We start from the raw sequence: 16503 nt of genomic DNA on the forward strand, positions 1-16503 counted from the left end.
AACCACCGGGGTTTCCGCGTCGGTGCGGCGCCTCCGGCGCGTACCCTCGAGCCATGTCCTTGCCCGGGGTCTGCGTGGTGTTCCTGCTGCGCCGCGGACCGCAGGGCGCCGAGGTGCTGCTGGGCCGGAAGCGCACCGGGCTCGGCCAGGGGAAGGTGGTCGGCATCTGCGGCTTGGTCGACCCCGGCGAGGGCGCCGACGAGGCCGCCGTGCGCGAGGCCCGGGAGTCGGTCGGCGTGCGGGTCGCGGCATCCGATCTGCAGGTCGCCGGAACGGTCGAGTACCACTTCCCCACCCGGCGCGCATGGTCCCAGCAGGCGACGGTGTTCGTGTGCCGCAGGTGGCAGGGCGATCCCGTCGAGCGCGACGGGATGACGCCGCAGTGGTACGGCCTCGACGCCGTGCCGTACGCGCGCATGTGGGACGACGCCTCGCGGTGGCTGCCGGGCGTGCTCCGCGGCGGCACGGTCGACGCGCGCTTCACATTCGGGGCGGATCTCGCGACGGTGGTGCTCACCGCGGAGTGACCGCGCGGCGACGTCGCCGCCTGCCGGGTTCGCGTCTTCCGGCGATGCACCCTCCCCTCGGTCGTCCGGCGGACGTATCGTGGAACATGGCGCACAACGCAGACACCGCTCCGCGATCGACCGTGGTCGCGCTCGTCGGGGCCGACAGCGACGAGCTGCTGACCGGTCTCGCCGATGTTCCCGCGCTCGTCGCGCTGTCGCTCCGCGAGGCCGAGCCGGCCGTCGCCGCGCACCTCGTCGCCTCGGTCTCCATGCCGTACGTCGTCCACGACGCCGATCCGCTCGAGCACGTCGCGTCGGCCTGGGTCGAGTTGTACGAGGAGCGCGCCACGCTCGGCTCCCTCGAGGCGGAGGTCGGGGCGCTGCTGTCGCTGTTCGCGTCGGGCGAGGCCGTCATGCCCGACTACTACGTCGTCGCCGGACCGGAGGCGATCGAGGGCACGTGGCGGCACTGGTGGCTCGGCGCGCTGGCCCACCACGCCCCGTCGCGCGTGCTTCCGGTCGAGGCATCCGGCACCGCCCTGCGGGCGAGGCTGCGCACACTGCCCGCCTCACGGCCGTGGCCCGAGCCCGAGGCCTGGCTGCCGCGGGTGCAGTTCGACATCCCCGATCGCGTCGGCCTGCGCGATCAGCCGGGCGCCGCCTGATCCATGACGGACGTCGAGAGATTCGCGCACGCCGGCGCGACGCTCGTCGCCGAGCGGCGTGGGCGCGGTGAACTCGTGTACGTCCTCATCCACGGCATCGGCATGGGCCGCAGCGTCTTCACCGACCTCGAGCGTCATCTGGGCGACGGCGAGGTCGTTTCTTTCGACCTCCCCGGCTACGGCGAGGCCCCCGAACCGCGCCGCGTGCTCACGATCGAGCGCACGGCCGATCTCGTCGCCGCCTACCTCCGGGGCCGCGTGCGCACTCCCGCCGTCCTCATCGGGCACTCGATGGGTGCGCAGGTCGCGCTCGAGGTCGCCGTGCGCCACCCCGCGCTCGCCGACCGCATCGTGCTCATCGGACCGACCGTCGACCCCGCGGCGCGGACGGCACCCCGGCAGCTGTGGCGGCTCCTGCGCGACATCGCCGTCGAGAGCCCGGTGGTGATCGCGCGCGGCGCCCGGGAGTACGTGCGCGCCGGGCCGCGGCTGCGCGCGAAGTTCCGCGCGATGCTCCGGCACCGTCCCGAGGACGTGCTGCCGCGCGTGCGGATGCCGGCGCTGGTGCTGCGCGGCGAGGACGACATCGTCGCGCCGCAGCAGTGGTGCCGACGGGTGGCCGACACCCTGCCCGACGGCCGGCTGGCCGAGGTGGCGGGGCACGGCCACGAGACGATGATCCGGGATGCCGCACCCGCCGCGCGAGTCATCCGCGAGTTCGCCCGATCGGCGTGACGACGGCTGACGACTGCCTGGTCTCGCCGGAATCCTGCCATCCCCGCCACAGCCGGCAATGTCGGAACCCCCGCGTAGGTTTCACACTGTCGGAACCAACGGAGGAAACCATGTTCGCTGTATACGCCGCCGAACAGCAGTACCGCCACGACACCTGGTCGCGAGACCGCGAGCACGCGCTCCTCGCCTCCATCCGCGAGCGGAAGACCGCTGTCGCCCCGCACCGCCCGGCCCGCGTCATCGCGCGCCCGCAGCGCTCCGCGTGGGCTCGGCCGATCGGGTTGCACGTCTCGGAGCACGACCCCGCGGTCTGCGCCGTCGCGTAGCCGACGACGGTCAGGGCGTGCGCGGGTCCGCGGGAGCGGGCCCGCGCGCCGCGCCCGCCGCCTGCTGGGCCGCGCGGTCCTTCGCCACGGCGTCGCCGATCATCTGACCCCCGCTGCGCAGGAGGGCGCGACGCCAGGGCAGGGTGCCCTCGATCTCGATCTGGATCGAGATCGACAGGATGGTCCGGATCAGCACGATGAGGCCCAGGATGGCCGCGTCCTCGAGCGAGGGCTTCGAGGTGATCGTGCGGATGAGGTCCGCGGCGACGAGCACCTCCAGTCCGAGGAGGATCGCGGCGCCGAGGGTCGTACGCAGTGTCGTGAACGCTGCCTGACCGCCCTCGTGGCGCGCGAGCGACCGCCCGCCCAGAACGAGCGCGATCACGAAGCCCACGATCATGGCGGCGGCGCCGATCGCTTCGAAGCCGACGGCGACGGCGGTGAACACTGCCTCCATGTGCACGCGCCCAGCCTAGGGCCGGGCGCGTGCACATCGGTGACGGAATCGCGGTGTCAGCTCGCGGGCTCCCGGCGAGGGCGCGCCGGATCGTCGGTATCGCCCACCGACACCTGTCGGGCGAGCTCCTCGATGTCGTTCTCCGGCAGTTCGATGCCGGACTGCGTGAGCCGCTGACGCAGCACGTGCGCGATCTCCTCCAGGGGATGGGTGCCGATGTCCTGGCGCGTCTGTGCGACGATGCCCGCCACTTTGTCGATGTCGGAGGCGTTGTTCTGCGTCATCGCCGGCAGCCGCTGCTCCTGCTCGGTCCCGAGGGCGCCGGGCGTGCGCTGCGCCTCCCCCGCCGTCTGGGTGTCGCGGGCGCCGTCCTGGCCGTGGTGGTCGGTGCCGTCCTCCACGACCCCGATGCCGATCGCCTCGTGGCTCGGCGGGGGCGCCGCCGGCACCGCGGGCTCGACGTCGGCAGGACCCGGGTCTCCCGTCGCGGATGCGGCATCCCCCGCATCGGGCGCCGGTTCGCCCAGCGTGGGCGGGGCCGCCGGCGGCTCGTCGCGCACCGAGTCCCCCGGGGCCGGCGTCCCGCCCGCACCCGCGGCATCCTCCCGGTCGGGGTAATTGACCCCGGGCTGCTCGTATTCGTTGCCGGTCGTGCTCATCACGGTTCTTCCCCTCTTCCGCTGTCGGTCGCAAGGTCGGGATCGGCGCCCTGCCGGGCCGCCTCCCCCTCGACGGGATCGTCGGGCTGCAGGGCGGCATCCGTCAGCAGGTCAGCCTCGCTGACCGCCGCGGTGCGCTCCCGCGACTCGGTGTCGTCCACCTGCTCCCAGCCGCCGGGCGGGTCGGCGTTCACGACGCCGTCGGGCAGGTCCTGGTTTCTCGCTCGATCGCGATCCATGGCGTGCTCCTCTCGTCCTCCCCCAGCCTCCGTCGCGGAGACGCACGGCGACATGGGGTTGACAAGAATGCCGACGGTGTCGGCGGGACACGCGGGAACTACGGACGGGGATTCAGGATGCCGCGGCGCGACGGGTTCGCATCGAACCAGTCCGCGACATACCAGCACACCGGGATGACCTTGCGGTCGCCGCGCTCCTCGAGCTCCTCGACCGCCCGCTCCACGAGCTCGCCGGCGTACCCGTGCCCCCGGAAGGTCGGAACGGTGTAGGCGCGGGTCATGGCCACCGTGCGTCCGTCGTCGTGGTAGTCGAGCACGCTCACCAGGTCGTCGCCGCGGTGCAGGGTGTACCGCGAGGCGTCGGGCTCTTTCGTGAAGCGGAGGTCGGTCACGCCGTCAGGCTACGCCCGTGGCGCCGGGGCGGGATCCGTCTCGCGGTATGTCGCAGTGATCGCCCAGCTGACACTCGGTCTCACCCGACGTGGAACTGAGCAATCTGTCACATTCCGAAACGATCTGGGCCCAGAACCCGTGCGATTTGACGTTTTTGGACAAAGTCGGTAATAATCGGGCACATGACTGACAACGCGCTGTATCTGTCCGCCCGGGAGGCGAACAGGACTGCCGGCATGATGATGGCCGGTCGCGTTGCCATGTGTTGTCGAATGTGCCACTAGCACGGTGACCCCCGTCGGACTCCTCCTCCGCTTCTGAACACGGATCGTACGGAGTCCCCCGAAGCACCGGTTTCGTGCGTCGATCACGCGCACCCGGACCCGCTTCGCACACCGCCCAACGTCGGGCACAGGCCTCATCCGGCCTACGGCCTTTCTCGCCACCGACGACCAGGGCCGCAGCACATCATTCAACCCGGTTTCCGCCACCCGGGTTCCTCCCGCAAGGACCATCATCATGTCGACCACCGCTCTCCTCGACCGTCCCACCACCGCCGCCCCCGTCCGCCACCTCCGCGCCGTGAATCACCCCGTCGCGGTCGAGGCGCCCACGGCGCCGGCCCCCGAGCCCGCACAGCCGGCCGGGCGCGCCCTCCCCGCCGGCACGGCGCCGCGCGGGTTCGCCCTCTACGTCGGCATCGACGAGGCCAAGGCCGCCGCCTCCGGCGTGAACCTCGGCGTGCTCGTCGACGCCCTGCGCCGCACCCTCGCCGAGCTGGCACCGTCCGCCGAGACGTACGCCACCGTCGCCCTCGCGCCGGTCGGCTCGGGCGGCCGCGACGTCGACGTCGTGCGCCTCGCGCTGCACGAGCCGTCGGCCGTCGCCCGCACCAAGCAGGAGGAGCCCGAGGACGAAGAGCCCGCCTCGGGCGGCGTTGTCGTCGACATCTCGCGCAAGCGCGTGCTCATCGACGGCGAGTCCGCCGCCTTCACGTTCAAGGAGTTCGAGCTGCTGCAGTACCTCGTGCTCCGCGAGGGCCGCACGATCGAGCGCACCGAGCTGGTGACCTCGCTCTGGCAGGGCGCGACCGACGACGACGCCCCGGGCGAGCGCACCATCGACGTGCACGTCCGTCGTCTGCGCGCCAAGCTGGGCCGCTACGAGGACATCGTCCGCACCGTGCGCGGCGTCGGCTACCGCTTCGACCGTCACGCCGACGTCGTCATCCGCTACGGCCACGGCACCCCGTCGCCCGACCGCTTCTGATCGAGGTTCCTCCGGCGGCGATGTCGGAGGCGTCGGCGTAGGGTGGGCGGCATGACCACGTCGCTCTCGCGCATTCCTCGGACGAGGGATGCCGAGCGCTTCGGTCCGCGAGCCGTGACACGCGATCCCCGGCCCGATCATGGCCGGCCGCTCGAGACGGAGTACCGGCCGCGGCATCCGCTCGATCTCCGCCGCACCGTGCTGTATCAGCGACGCGGCGCCGGCGACCCGACGATGGCGGTCTCGGGCGCGGTCATCTGGCGGGTGAGCCGCACGCCGGCCGGCATCGCGACGCTCGCGATCCGCGAGACGCACCCGGGTGTGATCCGCGGGGCGGCCTGGGGCCCGGGCAGCGAGTGGGCGCTCGCGCAGCTTCCTGCGCTGTGCGGTGCGGACGACGACCCTGCCGACTTCGATGCGTCGCGGCATCCGCTCATCGCCGACGCGCATCACCGCAACCCCGGCCTGCGCCTCTCGCGCACCGATCTCGTGTTCGACGCCCTGGCGAGCGCGATCTTCGAGCAGAAGGTCACCGGCATGCAGGCGTTCGGCGCGTGGCGGCGCGTCGTGACGTGGTGCGGCGAGCGCGCCCCCGGTCCGACGCCGGCGCCCATGTTCGCGCCGCCGACGATCGACGGATGGCAGCACGTCCCCTCGTGGGTGTGGCACCGCTCGGGGCTCGAACCGCCGCAGTCGAAGACGGTCGTGCGCGCCGCCCGCCGCGGCGATGCGATCGTGCGGACCGTGCTCGCCGCCGAGGACGGCGAGGCCGTCGACCGTGTGCTCGTGAGCCAGCCCGGCATCGGTCCGTGGACCTCCGCCGAGACCCGCATCCGGGCTCTCGGCGACGCCGACGCCGTGAGCGTCGGCGACTATCACGTGGCGCACGAGGTGGGCTATGCGCTGACCGGCCACCGCACGGACGATGAGGGGATGCTGCGGCTCCTGGCCGCGTGGCCGGGTCAGCGTCAGCGCGTCATCCGCCTCATCGGCGCGAGCGGTGTGCGAGAGCCCCGGCGCGGCGCGCGCCTGCACCCCGAGGACCACCGCGACCGCTGACTCTCCGCGCGTCCGCGTCGCGGTCGCCGCGTCCACCGACAGGATGGACGCATGATCGAGTCTCTCCACGGCCTGCCGGATGGCGTCATCGGGTTCCGTGCCGTCGGCGCCGTCGACGCATCGGACTACGTCGGGTCTGTCGACCCGGCCATCGACGCGGCGGTCGACGCCGGTCGCAAGGTCAACCTGGTCTACGTCCTCGGCGACGAGTTCGAGCGCTACTCGCTCGGCGCCCTCTGGCAGGACGCCAAGCTCGAGGGCAAGCCGGCCCACGTGTGGGGGCGCATCGCGCTCGTCACCGACCACAGCCTGATCGGCGAGGTGATCCACGGGATCTCGTTCCTGTTCCCCTGCGAGCTGCGCATCTTCGCGGTGTCGGCGCTCGACGACGCGATCGCGTGGGCGGCGGAAGGGCCCACGGAGGCCTGACGCGCGGACTCCCTTGTGGATGTCGGAGGTCAGGGCGACACTGGGACGCGCCACGCGGCCGGGCGCGGCATCCACCACCCATCTCAGGAGTTCGACATGCCCAGCCTCAACCCGTATCTCTCCTTCAAGAACGAAGCCCGTGAGGCGATGACCTTCTACCAGAGCGTGTTCGGGGGCGACCTCGACATCTCGACGTTCGGCGAGTACGAGGGGATGGTGCAGGACCCCGCCGAGAACGACCTCGTGATGCACGCGCAGCTCACCAGCCCCGACGGCTTCATCCTCATGGGCTCCGACACGCCCACCGGAATGAACTACGAGAAGCCGGCCGGCATCTCCGTCTCGGTCAGCGGTGACGACGAGTCCTCGCTGCAGGGCTTCTGGGACAAGCTCGCCGACGGCGGCACCATCACGATGCCGTACGACACCCCGCCGTGGGGCGGCAAGTTCGGCATGCTCACCGACCGGTTCGGCATCGACTGGATGGTCGCGGTCAACGCCCAGCAGGCGTGAGACCGGAGCGCGGACCCCGGCAGGAGCCGGGGTCCGCGCTTGCTCGACGCAGGGCGCGAGCGATCAGGCGTAGGCGCTGTCGTCGACGGGCGACGGCGCGGGGCCGAGTGCTTCGAGTTCTGTCCACACCTCGTCGGGGATCGGCGTCGCGGCGAGCTCGTCGAGCTGCGCGAGACGCTGGGCCGACGAGATGCCGACGATGGTCGAGTCGACGAGCGGCGACCGCAGCGAGAAGTGCAGCGCCACCGCCGGGAGGCTGACGCCGAACGAGGCGGCCACACGCTCGAGGCGCGACACCCACTCCTGCAGTTCGGGCGTCGCCGGACGATAGCCGTACATCGCACCTTCGCGCGTGCCGGTGGCGAGGATGCCGGCACCGAACGGCGCCGCGTTGAACACCGTCATGCCACGCTCGCGCGCATCGGCGAAGACCGGCGCGGCGGAGTGGTCGACGACAGTGAAGCGGTTGTGGATGAGCACGGCGTCGAAGACGCCGGTCTCGACGTAGCGGGACATCATCCCGACCGGCCCCGCGGCCACGCCGATCGCGTCGACGCGACCCGACTCGCGCAGCTCGATGAGCCCCTCGACCGCGCCGCCGCGGCCGATCGCCTCGTCGAAGGTGACGGTGTAGGGATCATGCAGGTGCAGCAGCGGCAGACGGTCGACGCCGAGGCGCGTCGTCGTCTCCTCGAACGAGCGCAGAACGCGGTCGCGGTCGAAGACGCCGGTCTCGGGATCGCAATCGACCTTGGAGATGACGCGGGTGGCGGCATCCGTCCCCTTCCGCGCGATCGCGAGGCCGAGCACCGCCTCGGACCGCCCGCCGGCGTAGTTGTTCGAGGTGTCGATGAAGGCGTGGCTGCTGTCGAACAGCTGCTCCGCGAATCGGACGGCGGCGTCCTCTTCGGGGGAACCGGGCTCGGTGTCGCGGCCGAGAGGCGACGTGCCGAGCGTGAGCGGGCTGACGTTGAGGGTCATGGCGTCCGTTCCGTATGGGGTGGTCCTTCCAACCTACCGAGAGGCTCCGGACCACAGGCCGCCCCTGGGCTCCGCCGCGGCCCCTAGGCTTTCGACATGACCACGACGCGGAAGGGCTGGACGCGCGGGCACTCGGGCTGGGCGCTCGGCACAGCCCTCATGTTCACGCTGGGGATCGTCTTCGGGCTCATCTGGGGCAACCTGCTGCTGGGGGTGGTGCTCGCCGCCGCGGTGTCGATCGGCTGGCTCATGGCCTACGAGTCCTGGCGCGGTCGCAGCGTCGGGCTCGAGAATCGCGACGACGACGGAGCCCAGCTGTAGGGTCGCGCCCGCCCACCCCTACCCCTGACCGCCGCCGCGTCGTATGGTGAGCGCCAGGAGGTGGTCCGCCATGCAAGCGAGCGTCGGCGATCGCGTGATCATCCACGGCCGTGTCGTCGGCGCCGTGGAGCGCGCGGGTGAGGTCATCGAGGTCCGCGGCACCGGGGACAACCCGCTGCTCGTGGTCCGCTACGACGACGGGCACGAGGCGATCCTGTCGCCCGGAAGCGACTGCGAAGTCCGGCACGCGTCCTGAGGGGCGCGCCGGACCCGCCTTCGGATCGGCGCCGTTCAGCCGAGCAGCTCGTACCGCGACGGCTCCGCGCCGAGCACGTGCTCGCCGAGGAACGCGAACACCGTCTCATACCAGACGACGGCGTGCTGGGGCTTGAGCACCCAGTGGTTCTCGTCGGGGAAGTACAGGAATCGGTGCGGCATCCGGCCGTCCTCGTCGGCGTGGTGCTCGGCGAGCTCCGACCAGAGCCGCAGCCCCTCGCCGACCGGCACGCGGTAGTCCTTGTCGCCGTGCACCACCAGCAGCGGTGTGCGGATCTCGCGCACGAACTGGTGCGGCGAGTGCTCGATCATCGCCTCGGGCGTGAAGATCCGCTGCCAGTACTCCGAGCTGTCGGTGGTGCCCGAGAACTGGTCGAGCGCCCAGAGGCTCGCGTGGGTCACGATAGCCCGGAACCGGTCGGTGTGGCCGGCGACCCAGTTGGCCATGTAGCCGCCGAACGATCCGCCCATCGCAGCGGTGCGCGTCTCGTCGATGTCGTCGCGCGCCTCGACGGCGTCGGTGATCGACAGCAGGTCGGTGTACGGCTTCCCACCCCAGCTGTTCCAGCCGCGCGCGATGAAGTCCAGGCCGTAACCGGTCGACAGGGCGGGGTCGGGCAGCAGCACGGCGTACCCGCGAGCGACCGCGAGCAGCGGCGCCCACCGCCAGCTCCACGCGTTCCAGCTGTTCAGCGGACCGCCGTGGATCCACAGGAGCAGCGGCGCCGGCGTCTCGGCCGACGCGCCTTCGGGCAGCAGCAGCCAGCCGCGCACGCGCGCGCCGTCCTCGGCGGTCGTCTCGACCTCGGTGATCGAGCCCGGTGCGGCCGGCGTCGGCGCAGGGGATGCGAGCGGCGTCACCGCGCCGTCGCGTGCGATGCGGACCGGGTGCGGCGGCACGACCCACGAGGAGCGGAGTGCGACGACCTCTCCCGTGCCGCGGTCGACCACGACGTTCGAATAGGCGAAGTCGTCGTCGGTGAGCTTCTCGGGCGCGCCGCCGTCGGCGGGGATGCGGAACACCGGTCCACGGCCGTCGTGGTCGGCGGTCGCGATGAGCGCCGTGTCGTCGGCCGCGAACGCCAGCGACGACGCCCAGTGGTCCCACTCGGCCGCGACGCGCCGTGCGCCGCTGCCGTCGATGCCGGCGAGCCAGATCTCGGAGTCCGTGGGCGCGACCGGGCTGCTCTTGACGGTGCGGACATACGCGATGCGCGTGCCGTCGTGGCTGATCGCCGGCGCCTCGTAGTCCACGCCGACCTCGTCGAACAGCGTCGTGCGCTCACCCGTCGCCGTGTCGATCGCGACGATCACCCGGCGCCCCGCGCGCTGCTCACGGTGATCGAGCGATACGACGAGCGTCGACCCGTCCGGTGTGAGTGCGGCTTCCGCGTGGTCGAGCGACCGCACCGGCTTCGGCGTGAGGTCGCGCGGGCGCGGCAGGGTGGCCGGGTACGGCTTCTCATCGGATGTGGATGCCGCGGCCTCGGCGTCCGTGCCGGGGGTCGAGGCATCCGCTTCCGACGCGTCCGCTGCCGCTGTGTCGGCCACCGCGGCGGCGATGGTGTCCTCGAGGGCGTCGATGTCGATCGCGAGCAGGTGCGGCTCGGCGGGACCGAGGTCGTGGTCCCAGTAGCGCACGGGGTAGGTGTCGTGGAGGATCGCCGACACCTTCTTCTCCTTGCGCTTGGCGCGCAGCGCCGCCTCGGCCTCGAGCGTGTCGGCGCCCGGCAGCAGGGAGGCCGAGATCACGAGCCGTGCGGAGGCATCGGCGGTCGCGGCGATGCCGTCGACCCCGCCCGCCAGTCGCGTCACGGGGCGGGCTTCACCACCGGTGGCGGGCAGCAGCCACAGCTGGCCCGACTCGTCGTCGGCGTCACCGTCGGCATCGGGGCGGGCCGAGACGAACAGGATGTCGCCGGCGGCCGTGAACGCGGCGCCGGCCTCGCCCTTCGCCGACCGCGTCAGCCGTCGGGGCGTGCCGCCGCCCGTCGCCGGCACCCCCCACAGCGACCGGTCGTAGCCGGTGCCGTCCTTCTTCAGCGCCGCGACGGTGAGCACGGCGGTCTTCCCGTCGGGCGAGAGGGCGAGCGCCTCCACCCGCGGAAGGGCGATGTAGTCGGTCAGTGAGTCGAACGGGGTGGAGTTCGTGGGGGACGCCATGCGGTCCACGCTAACCGACGCTCCACGGACCGCGGAATGTCGATCCGTCAGCTCCCCCACTGCGTGAGCTTGTCGGGGTTGCGCATGATGTAGACGTCGGTGACCCGCCCGTCGCGCACCTCCAGCGTGACCAGCGCGCTGGGCTCGTCGTCGATCGTCGCGAGGAAGCCGAGCCCGTCCGGCGTCTCGATCGCGACGAGCACCGCGTCGGGCTCCAGTCGCGGCAGACCGAGGAGGAACCTCCCCACGCGGTCGGCGCCGCGCACCGGGCGCAGCGCGGCCGAGACGCGTCCGCCGCCGTCGGAGCGCAGCACGACGCCGGGGTCGAGCACCGCGACCAGGGCGTCGAGCTCGCCGGTGGTCGTCGCCGCCGCGAAGGCGCGGGCGACCGCGTCGTGCTGCTCCCGCGAGGCCGCGCCGGTGCGGCGTTCCTGCACGCGCCGCCGCGCCTGCGATGCGAGCTGACGCACGGCATCCGGACTCCGCCCCACCGTCTCGGCGATCTCGGCGAACGGCACGCCGAAGACGTCGTGCAGCACGAAGGCGACGCGCTCGGCAGGGGTGAGCGACTCGAGCAGCACGAGCAGGGCCATCGAGACGGAGTCGTCGAGCGTGACCTGCTCGATCGGATCGAGAGGGACGGATGCTGTGAGCGGCGAGTCCTGCGGCACGGGCTCCGGCAGCCACTCCCCCACGTAGCGCTCGCGCCGGGCGCGCGCCGAGCCCAGCATGTCGAGGCACACGCGTCCGGCGACCCGCGTCAGCCAGGCGGCCGGGTTGCGGATCGCGGTCCGCTCCTCGTCCGACAGGCGGAGCCAGCGGACATACGTCTCCTGCACCGCGTCCTCGGCGTCGGCCACCGTGCCGAGCATGCGGTAGCAGAGGCCGAGCAGGGCGCGGCGTTCGCCCTCGACCTCGTCGGTGGGAGGCATCCGTGATCCCTTCTCGATGTTCCGACGATGCGTGCCGGGAGATTGTGAGCCGTTTCCCCTCACATTCTGGCGTGCCGCGTCGTCGGACTGTCGAGGATCCCCGATCGGGGACGAGAGGAGTGATGTCATGAGGATCGCGGTCGCCGGAGGCACGGGTGTCGTCGGAAGCCATGTGGTGCATGCGGTGCGGGCGGACGGGCACGACGCGGTCGTGCTCAGTCGCGGCACCGGCGTCGATCTGACCACCGGGGCGGGTCTCGACGCCGCGCTCGACGGCGTCGATGCGGTCATCGACACCGCGAACGTGTCGACCCTGTCGGCGGATGCCGCGACGCGGTTCTTCGAGACCGCGACCGGCAATCTCGTCGCGGCGGCCGCGCGGACACGCGTTCCGCACGTGGTGCTGCTGTCGATCGTGGGGATCGACCGGATGCCGTACGACCACTACGCCGGCAAGCTCGCGCAGGAGCGCGTGGTCGAGGCGGCATCCGTGCCGTGGACGATCCTGCGCGCGACGCAGTTCCACGAGTTCGCGGCGCAGCTGTTCGACCGTGCGAAGGTCGGGCCGCTGCACGTCGCGCCGAGGGCGCGCGTGCAGCCCGTCGCCGCCCGCGAGGTCGGCGCCCACCTGGCCCGACTCGCCGCCGGCGCACCACAGGGGCGTGCCGCCGACCTCGCGGGACCCCGCGAGGAGCGGCTCGACGACATGGTCAAGTCGTATGCACGGCGCGCCGGCCACGGCGGCTGGATCCCCTCGGTGAGCCTGCCGGGTGCGCAGATGAAGGGCATGCGGGCGGGCCTCGCGCTCCCCGGCGACGGCGCTGTGCTCGGCGTCCAGCCGTTCGCGGAGTGGCTCACCGAACTCGGCTGAGCCCATGGGGGCGGAGCCGCTCGTATCGAGCGACGGGACCGCGGGTCTACGCTGGGCGGGGGTCGGGGTCACACGCACCAGGAGGATTCGTGAGACTCGCCATCGCCGGCGGCACCGGCATGACGGGCGGGCACATCGCGCAGATCGCGCGCGGGCGCGGCCACGATGTCGTGAGCCTGTCGCGCCGCACGGGGGTCGAGCTCCTGAGCGGCGCGGGTCTCGCCGGCGCCCTGGACGGGGTCGACGCGCTGATCGACGTGACCAACGTGACGACCGCGAAGCCCGACGTGTCGGTGATGTTCTTCGCCGGCGCGACGAAGAGCCTGCTCGCGGCCGAGCGGAGGGCCGGCGTCGCGCACCACCTGGTGCTCACGATCGTCGGCGCCGAGGCGGCGCCCGACGGCTACTACGCCGGCAAGCTGGTCCAGGAGCGACTGGTCGCCGATGCCGACGTGCCGTGGACGGTGCTGCGCACGACGCAGTTCCACGAATACGCGGCGATGACGTACCACCGCGGCCATGCCGGCACGCACGTGGCGCCCTCCGGCCGTGTGCAGCCGGTGGCCGTGCACGAGGTCGCTGCGCACCTCGTCGACCTCGCCGAGCAGGGCCCCGCGGGGCGCGCCACCGACCTCGCCGGACCGCAGGAGGAGAGCCTCGCCGACATGGTGCACCGCTACGCCCACGCGATCGGGCACCGCACGCCGGTTCCCGTCGTGAACACCCCCGGCGCCTTCGGCCGCGCGCTCCGATCGGGCGCACTCCTCCCCGGCCCCGAGGCGATGCGCGGCACCCAGACCTTCGCCGAATGGCTCGACGCCCTCCCCGACGCGTGAGAGGGGAACGGATGCTGCGACCCGGCGCATTGCGCGGGCGGCAGCATCCGTTCCGTCACATCTCTTCGTGGGTGTTCGGGTCGCCGTCCCACAGCCGACCGCGCTCGAGCGCGCTGATCGCGGCGAGCTGGTCGTCGGTGAGGGTGAAGCCGAAGACGTCGGCGTTCTCCCGCTGCCGGTCGGCGTCGGCCGACTTGGGGATCGGCGTGCTGCCGATCTGCGTGTGCCAGCGAAGGACCACCTGCGTCGGCGTCACGTCGTGCACCGTCGCCAGCTCGGTGAGGATCTGCTCGGTGAGAAGCTCGCTGCGCTTGGCGAGCGGGCTCCAGCTCTCGGTGCGGATGCCGTGCGTCGCGTGGAATGCGCGCAGCTGCGCCTGCGGGAAGTACGGGTGCAGTTCGACCTGGTTCACCGCGGGCACGACGCCCGTCTCCTCGATGAGCTCGGTGAGCTGGTCCTCGGTGAAGTTGGAGACGCCGATCGAACGGACGAGACCGAGCTCGCGCGCCTCGATCAGACCGCGCCACGTGTCGACGTACTTGCCGACGCTGGGATTCGGCCAATGGATCAGCTGCAGGTCGATGCGGTCGAGGCCCAGCCGATCGAGCGAGCCCTTGACGCTGTCGACCGCCTCCTGCCGGCCGTGGTGGCGACCGGGGATCTTCGACGCGACGAGCACCTTGCCGCGGTCGACGTCGCTACGGCGGACGGCCTCGCCCACCTCGCGTTCGTTCTCGTAGTTGACCGCGGTGTCGAGCAGGCGGTAGCCGGAGTCGATCGCGGCGACGATGGCCGCGATCCCCTCCTCGCCCCGCAGGTCGTAGGTGCCGAGGCCCAGCTCAGGGAACCAGGCGCCGTCGTTCAAGGTCACGGTGGGGATCGCGCTCATGGCTCCATCCTGGCCCGGCTGCGCCGCGCGCGGCGCGTGTCGCGCGCGGGGCGTCACGGACGGTCGTCGACGTCGAGGGTGCCCTCGGTCGCCGCTCGCTCGTCGGCGGCGGCGCTGTCGATCCGGTCGTCGTCGAGGTCGGGGTCGAGCGGGCGGTCGTCGTCGAGCGTGGGATCGAGCATCCCGTCTGCGTCGTCGGCTGTTCCGTCGGCGACCGTGGGATCGTCGTCGTCACCGAGGGGTGCGGGGATGAGCGGCGGCTGGTTCGACATGGCGTGCTCCTTTCGCTGCCACGACCGTATGGCCGCGCCGCGAGCGTGCGGAGGGGGTTGCGGCGAGGGGCTGCGGAGGGTACCGCTCGCACCGCCCCGACGCGCGCTCACCGGCGGGTCTCACCCGTCCCAGCGCTCGCGCAACCAGTCCAGCGTCACGATCGCCTGGTCCCGCTGGAAGGTGCGCAGCGTCGGCATCCTCGGCGGCACCGGCCGCTGCGAGGACCCCAGGAACATGCCCGCGAAACCGGCGAGCACGCGGGTCGCGGCACCGGGAGGCATGCCGTCGAAGATCGCGTGCCGCCCGATCAGCCGCTCGATGTCGGCATCGGGGTCGTAGTAGCGCACGTTGATGAGGAGCGACAGCGCGTCGAACCACGCCACGCCCCGCGCCGCCCACGGCCAGTCGATCAGCATCACCGACCCGTCCTCACGCAACAGGATGTTGTCGGCGCGAGTGTCGAAGTGCACGAGCCGGTCGCCCTGCACATCCGCGACGGCGCGGGCCGCAGCATCCGTCAATCCGTCATGGTGGGCACGGACCCACGTGTCGAGTCCGCGAGGCATCGGCGGGACCGCTGCGGGGTCGATGCCCCGCCATTCGGCGGCGTCGCCCGCGATCGCGTCGGCGAGCGCCGTCACGGCGGCGTCCGCGGGGAGCGGCGTCGCCGTCATCACCTGCAGGGCTTCGAGGACGGCGTCGAGTTCGCGAGGCTCCCACGGAGTGGACGGATGCCGCGCCTCGACGTCTTCGAGCACCAGGGCGACCCAGTCGTCGTGCTCGACGAAGCCGAGGAGTGCCGGCGCCGGGACGTGGGGCGGGAGCGCTGCCGTGATCGCCGCCTCTGCCCGGTGGATTCCGGGGGTGTCGGCATTCAGCGACAGCCCGGCGCTCTTGACGAACGCGCGGCGGCCGGATGCCGTGATCACGCGGTCGGCCGACCCGGGCGAGAACCCGCCCGTCTGCGACAGCGCCTCGACCACGGGCTCCCCGAGCACCTCCTCCACCCGTGCGCGCAGCGGCGGCGGGATCTCGTCCCACTGCAGGCGCGTCACGTCGAGACCGGGACCGATCCGGGCCGGGCGCCGACCAGAGCCTCGGCGGCGCGGGCCGTGCGGGCGGCGAAACGCGTCGTGTCGGTGCCTCGCGCGAGGGACTGCGCGTTCAGTCCGTCGATCATCCCGATGAGCTCCCACGCGACCTCGCCAGGCTCGGTCGTCGAGAACGCGCCGGTGCGGCATCCGTCCTCGATGATCGACTCGACGAGCGTCTGCCAGCGTTCCATCTGCGCCGCCACAGCGCGCGCGAGCGCGTCGTTGCGGCGGGCCATCGCCCAGCCCTCGACCCACACGACGGTGAGCTCCTCGCGCTCGCCGTCCATGAGGGTGTCGATCAGAGCCCCGAGCCGCGCCGCCGGATCGGCGACGGCACCGACGACGCGTTCGACGTCTCGCACCTCCTCGTCGACGAGGTCGGCGTAGACGCGGGCCACGAGGTCGTCCATCGTCGGCTGGTAGTGGGCGACGAGGCCGGAGGCGACGCCCGCCCGCTCGGCGACGGCGCGCAGCGTGAGGGCGCTCAGCCCCTGCTCCCGCGCGATGGCGGTTGCGGCCGCGATGATCTCGGCGGCCCGCTCGGCAGGAGCCTTGCGGGTGCGCGGCCGGGACGATGTGCTTGACATGGTCTCGCCAGCATAGGTATCTTTCCT

Annotated in this window: 23 protein-coding genes; 12 read left to right on the forward strand and 11 right to left on the reverse strand. The window is 72.3% G+C overall.

The features are described 5' to 3' along the window. The first annotated feature begins 53 nt into the window (after positions 1-53). The 4 genes from ACFVSU_RS06210 to ACFVSU_RS06225 all read left to right on the forward strand — a co-directional run bounded on the left by ACFVSU_RS06210 (position 54) and on the right by ACFVSU_RS06225 (position 2235). Complete coding sequence (locus ACFVSU_RS06210; RefSeq protein WP_387139579.1) at positions 54-527, forward strand: 8-oxo-dGTP diphosphatase; 474 nt, start codon at positions 54-56, stop codon at positions 525-527. Between the two features lie 86 nt (positions 528-613). Further along, positions 614-1174 (forward strand): hypothetical protein, encoded by a 561-nt coding sequence (locus tag ACFVSU_RS06215; RefSeq protein ID WP_310285402.1) that lies wholly within the window; start codon positions 614-616, stop codon positions 1172-1174. Positions 1175-1177: 3 nt separating this feature from the next. Then, complete coding sequence (locus tag ACFVSU_RS06220) at positions 1178-1909, forward strand: alpha/beta fold hydrolase (protein WP_387139582.1); 732 nt, start codon at positions 1178-1180, stop codon at positions 1907-1909. A 110-nt stretch (positions 1910-2019) separates the two neighbouring features. After that, a complete protein-coding gene (locus tag ACFVSU_RS06225; protein WP_387139586.1) occupies positions 2020-2235 on the forward strand; it encodes a hypothetical protein in 216 nt (71 codons plus the stop codon). 10 nt (positions 2236-2245) lie between these two features. Here ACFVSU_RS06225 and ACFVSU_RS06230 read toward each other — a convergent pair whose 3' ends face one another. The 4 genes from ACFVSU_RS06230 to ACFVSU_RS06245 all read right to left on the reverse strand — a co-directional run bounded on the left by ACFVSU_RS06230 (position 2246) and on the right by ACFVSU_RS06245 (position 3982). Continuing rightward, positions 2246-2692, reverse strand: a complete 447-nt coding sequence (locus tag ACFVSU_RS06230; protein ID WP_387141264.1) for a DUF1622 domain-containing protein — start codon at positions 2690-2692, stop codon at positions 2246-2248. 56 nt (positions 2693-2748) lie between these two features. Further along, entirely contained in the window at positions 2749-3351 is a 603-nt protein-coding gene (locus ACFVSU_RS06235; RefSeq protein WP_387139589.1) for a hypothetical protein, read from the reverse strand. Continuing rightward, positions 3351-3590 (reverse strand): hypothetical protein, encoded by a 240-nt coding sequence (locus ACFVSU_RS06240; protein WP_387139592.1) that lies wholly within the window; start codon positions 3588-3590, stop codon positions 3351-3353. The genes ACFVSU_RS06235 and ACFVSU_RS06240 overlap by 1 nt, the downstream gene beginning before the upstream one ends. Positions 3591-3688: 98 nt before the next feature. Beyond that, the gene (locus ACFVSU_RS06245) at positions 3689-3982 is read right to left on the reverse strand and encodes a GNAT family N-acetyltransferase (protein WP_387139595.1); all 294 of its coding nucleotides are present in this window, start codon (positions 3980-3982) and stop codon (positions 3689-3691) included. Between the two features lie 520 nt (positions 3983-4502). Between ACFVSU_RS06245 and ACFVSU_RS06250 the strand changes: the two genes are divergently transcribed. The 4 genes from ACFVSU_RS06250 (at position 4503) to ACFVSU_RS06265 (ending at position 7253) form a co-directional block, all read left to right on the forward strand. Continuing rightward, positions 4503-5252 carry a winged helix-turn-helix domain-containing protein gene (locus ACFVSU_RS06250; protein WP_387139598.1) on the forward strand — a complete coding sequence of 250 codons (750 nt, stop codon included), beginning with the start codon at positions 4503-4505 and terminating at the stop codon, positions 5250-5252. A 51-nt stretch (positions 5253-5303) separates the two neighbouring features. Further along, positions 5304-6311: a DNA-3-methyladenine glycosylase family protein gene (locus ACFVSU_RS06255; protein ID WP_387139600.1), complete on the forward strand. Its 1008-nt coding sequence runs from the start codon at positions 5304-5306 to the stop codon at positions 6309-6311. 51 nt (positions 6312-6362) lie between these two features. Next, positions 6363-6740: an STAS/SEC14 domain-containing protein gene (locus ACFVSU_RS06260; protein WP_387139603.1), complete on the forward strand. Its 378-nt coding sequence runs from the start codon at positions 6363-6365 to the stop codon at positions 6738-6740. 96 nt (positions 6741-6836) lie between these two features. Then, positions 6837-7253, forward strand: a complete 417-nt coding sequence (locus tag ACFVSU_RS06265; protein WP_387139605.1) for a VOC family protein — start codon at positions 6837-6839, stop codon at positions 7251-7253. Positions 7254-7316: 63 nt separating this feature from the next. On the opposite strand, the gene ACFVSU_RS06270 is transcribed toward ACFVSU_RS06265, so the two are convergent. Beyond that, positions 7317-8234: an aldo/keto reductase gene (locus ACFVSU_RS06270; protein WP_387139608.1), complete on the reverse strand. Its 918-nt coding sequence runs from the start codon at positions 8232-8234 to the stop codon at positions 7317-7319. Between the two features lie 96 nt (positions 8235-8330). On the opposite strand from ACFVSU_RS06270, the gene ACFVSU_RS06275 reads away from it, so the two are divergent. Together ACFVSU_RS06275 and ACFVSU_RS06280 are read left to right on the forward strand one after the other, a co-directional pair. After that, on the forward strand, positions 8331-8555 hold the full coding sequence (locus ACFVSU_RS06275; RefSeq protein WP_387139611.1) for a hypothetical protein: 225 nt from the start codon (positions 8331-8333) through the stop codon (positions 8553-8555). Positions 8556-8625: 70 nt separating this feature from the next. Further along, positions 8626-8811, forward strand: coding sequence for a DUF1918 domain-containing protein (locus tag ACFVSU_RS06280; RefSeq protein ID WP_045297722.1), 186 nt, complete (start codon positions 8626-8628; stop codon positions 8809-8811). 35 nt (positions 8812-8846) lie between these two features. On the opposite strand, the gene ACFVSU_RS06285 is transcribed toward ACFVSU_RS06280, so the two are convergent. Together ACFVSU_RS06285 and sigJ are read right to left on the reverse strand one after the other, a co-directional pair. Beyond that, the gene (locus tag ACFVSU_RS06285) at positions 8847-10994 is read right to left on the reverse strand and encodes an alpha/beta fold hydrolase (RefSeq protein ID WP_387139614.1); all 2148 of its coding nucleotides are present in this window, start codon (positions 10992-10994) and stop codon (positions 8847-8849) included. 47 nt (positions 10995-11041) lie between these two features. Then, positions 11042-11926: an RNA polymerase sigma factor SigJ gene (gene sigJ, locus ACFVSU_RS06290; protein WP_387139617.1), complete on the reverse strand. Its 885-nt coding sequence runs from the start codon at positions 11924-11926 to the stop codon at positions 11042-11044. 127 nt (positions 11927-12053) lie between these two features. Here sigJ and ACFVSU_RS06295 point away from each other — a divergent pair, with 127 nt between their 5' ends. Both ACFVSU_RS06295 and ACFVSU_RS06300 read left to right on the forward strand, forming a co-directional pair. Next, the gene (locus tag ACFVSU_RS06295; protein ID WP_387139619.1) at positions 12054-12797 is read left to right on the forward strand and encodes an SDR family oxidoreductase; all 744 of its coding nucleotides are present in this window, start codon (positions 12054-12056) and stop codon (positions 12795-12797) included. Between the two features lie 89 nt (positions 12798-12886). Next, positions 12887-13633: an SDR family oxidoreductase gene (locus ACFVSU_RS06300; protein ID WP_387139622.1), complete on the forward strand. Its 747-nt coding sequence runs from the start codon at positions 12887-12889 to the stop codon at positions 13631-13633. 55 nt (positions 13634-13688) lie between these two features. Here the strand turns inward: ACFVSU_RS06300 and ACFVSU_RS06305 are convergent, their stop codons facing one another. The 4 genes from ACFVSU_RS06305 to ACFVSU_RS06320 form a co-directional block, all read right to left on the reverse strand. Further along, a complete protein-coding gene (locus ACFVSU_RS06305; RefSeq protein WP_387139624.1) occupies positions 13689-14522 on the reverse strand; it encodes an aldo/keto reductase in 834 nt (277 codons plus the stop codon). A gap of 53 nt (positions 14523-14575) precedes the next feature. Then, a complete protein-coding gene (locus ACFVSU_RS06310) occupies positions 14576-14794 on the reverse strand; it encodes a hypothetical protein (RefSeq protein WP_387139627.1) in 219 nt (72 codons plus the stop codon). A 120-nt stretch (positions 14795-14914) separates the two neighbouring features. Beyond that, positions 14915-15850 carry a phosphotransferase gene (locus tag ACFVSU_RS06315; protein WP_387139630.1) on the reverse strand — a complete coding sequence of 312 codons (936 nt, stop codon included), beginning with the start codon at positions 15848-15850 and terminating at the stop codon, positions 14915-14917. Next, positions 15847-16476 carry a TetR/AcrR family transcriptional regulator gene (locus ACFVSU_RS06320; protein WP_387139633.1) on the reverse strand — a complete coding sequence of 210 codons (630 nt, stop codon included), beginning with the start codon at positions 16474-16476 and terminating at the stop codon, positions 15847-15849. Before ACFVSU_RS06320 ends, ACFVSU_RS06315 begins: the two co-directional genes overlap by 4 nt. Between the last annotated feature and the right edge of the window lie 27 nt (positions 16477-16503).

Origin of the sequence: Microbacterium sp. NPDC058062 (genome assembly GCF_042885375.1) — a bacterium.
GTDB classification, from domain to species: Bacteria; Actinomycetota; Actinomycetes; order Actinomycetales; family Microbacteriaceae; genus Microbacterium; species Microbacterium trichothecenolyticum_C.

What these genes read in the sequence shown, in the direction of transcription:
- ACFVSU_RS06275 (WP_387139611.1), top strand. Translation starts at nt 8,331, where the DNA reads ATGACCACGACGCGGAAGGGCTGGACGCGCGGGCACTCGGGCTGGGCG.
- ACFVSU_RS06270 (WP_387139608.1), bottom strand. Translation starts at nt 8,234, where the DNA reads ATGACCCTCAACGTCAGCCCGCTCACGCTCGGCACGTCGCCTCTCGGC.
- ACFVSU_RS06240 (WP_387139592.1), bottom strand. Translation starts at nt 3,590, where the DNA reads ATGGATCGCGATCGAGCGAGAAACCAGGACCTGCCCGACGGCGTCGTG.
- ACFVSU_RS06265 (WP_387139605.1), top strand. Translation starts at nt 6,837, where the DNA reads ATGCCCAGCCTCAACCCGTATCTCTCCTTCAAGAACGAAGCCCGTGAG.
- ACFVSU_RS06320 (WP_387139633.1), bottom strand. Translation starts at nt 16,476, where the DNA reads ATGTCAAGCACATCGTCCCGGCCGCGCACCCGCAAGGCTCCTGCCGAG.
- ACFVSU_RS06260 (WP_387139603.1), top strand. Translation starts at nt 6,363, where the DNA reads ATGATCGAGTCTCTCCACGGCCTGCCGGATGGCGTCATCGGGTTCCGT.
- ACFVSU_RS06215 (WP_310285402.1), top strand. Translation starts at nt 614, where the DNA reads ATGGCGCACAACGCAGACACCGCTCCGCGATCGACCGTGGTCGCGCTC.
- ACFVSU_RS06310 (WP_387139627.1), bottom strand. Translation starts at nt 14,794, where the DNA reads ATGTCGAACCAGCCGCCGCTCATCCCCGCACCCCTCGGTGACGACGAC.
- ACFVSU_RS06230 (WP_387141264.1), bottom strand. Translation starts at nt 2,692, where the DNA reads ATGGAGGCAGTGTTCACCGCCGTCGCCGTCGGCTTCGAAGCGATCGGC.
- ACFVSU_RS06235 (WP_387139589.1), bottom strand. Translation starts at nt 3,351, where the DNA reads ATGAGCACGACCGGCAACGAATACGAGCAGCCCGGGGTCAATTACCCC.
- sigJ (WP_387139617.1), bottom strand. Translation starts at nt 11,926, where the DNA reads ATGCCTCCCACCGACGAGGTCGAGGGCGAACGCCGCGCCCTGCTCGGC.
- ACFVSU_RS06220 (WP_387139582.1), top strand. Translation starts at nt 1,178, where the DNA reads ATGACGGACGTCGAGAGATTCGCGCACGCCGGCGCGACGCTCGTCGCC.
- ACFVSU_RS06280 (WP_045297722.1), top strand. Translation starts at nt 8,626, where the DNA reads ATGCAAGCGAGCGTCGGCGATCGCGTGATCATCCACGGCCGTGTCGTC.
- ACFVSU_RS06295 (WP_387139619.1), top strand. Translation starts at nt 12,054, where the DNA reads ATGAGGATCGCGGTCGCCGGAGGCACGGGTGTCGTCGGAAGCCATGTG.
- ACFVSU_RS06255 (WP_387139600.1), top strand. Translation starts at nt 5,304, where the DNA reads ATGACCACGTCGCTCTCGCGCATTCCTCGGACGAGGGATGCCGAGCGC.
- ACFVSU_RS06210 (WP_387139579.1), top strand. Translation starts at nt 54, where the DNA reads ATGTCCTTGCCCGGGGTCTGCGTGGTGTTCCTGCTGCGCCGCGGACCG.
- ACFVSU_RS06285 (WP_387139614.1), bottom strand. Translation starts at nt 10,994, where the DNA reads ATGGCGTCCCCCACGAACTCCACCCCGTTCGACTCACTGACCGACTAC.
- ACFVSU_RS06305 (WP_387139624.1), bottom strand. Translation starts at nt 14,522, where the DNA reads ATGAGCGCGATCCCCACCGTGACCTTGAACGACGGCGCCTGGTTCCCT.
- ACFVSU_RS06250 (WP_387139598.1), top strand. Translation starts at nt 4,503, where the DNA reads ATGTCGACCACCGCTCTCCTCGACCGTCCCACCACCGCCGCCCCCGTC.
- ACFVSU_RS06225 (WP_387139586.1), top strand. Translation starts at nt 2,020, where the DNA reads ATGTTCGCTGTATACGCCGCCGAACAGCAGTACCGCCACGACACCTGG.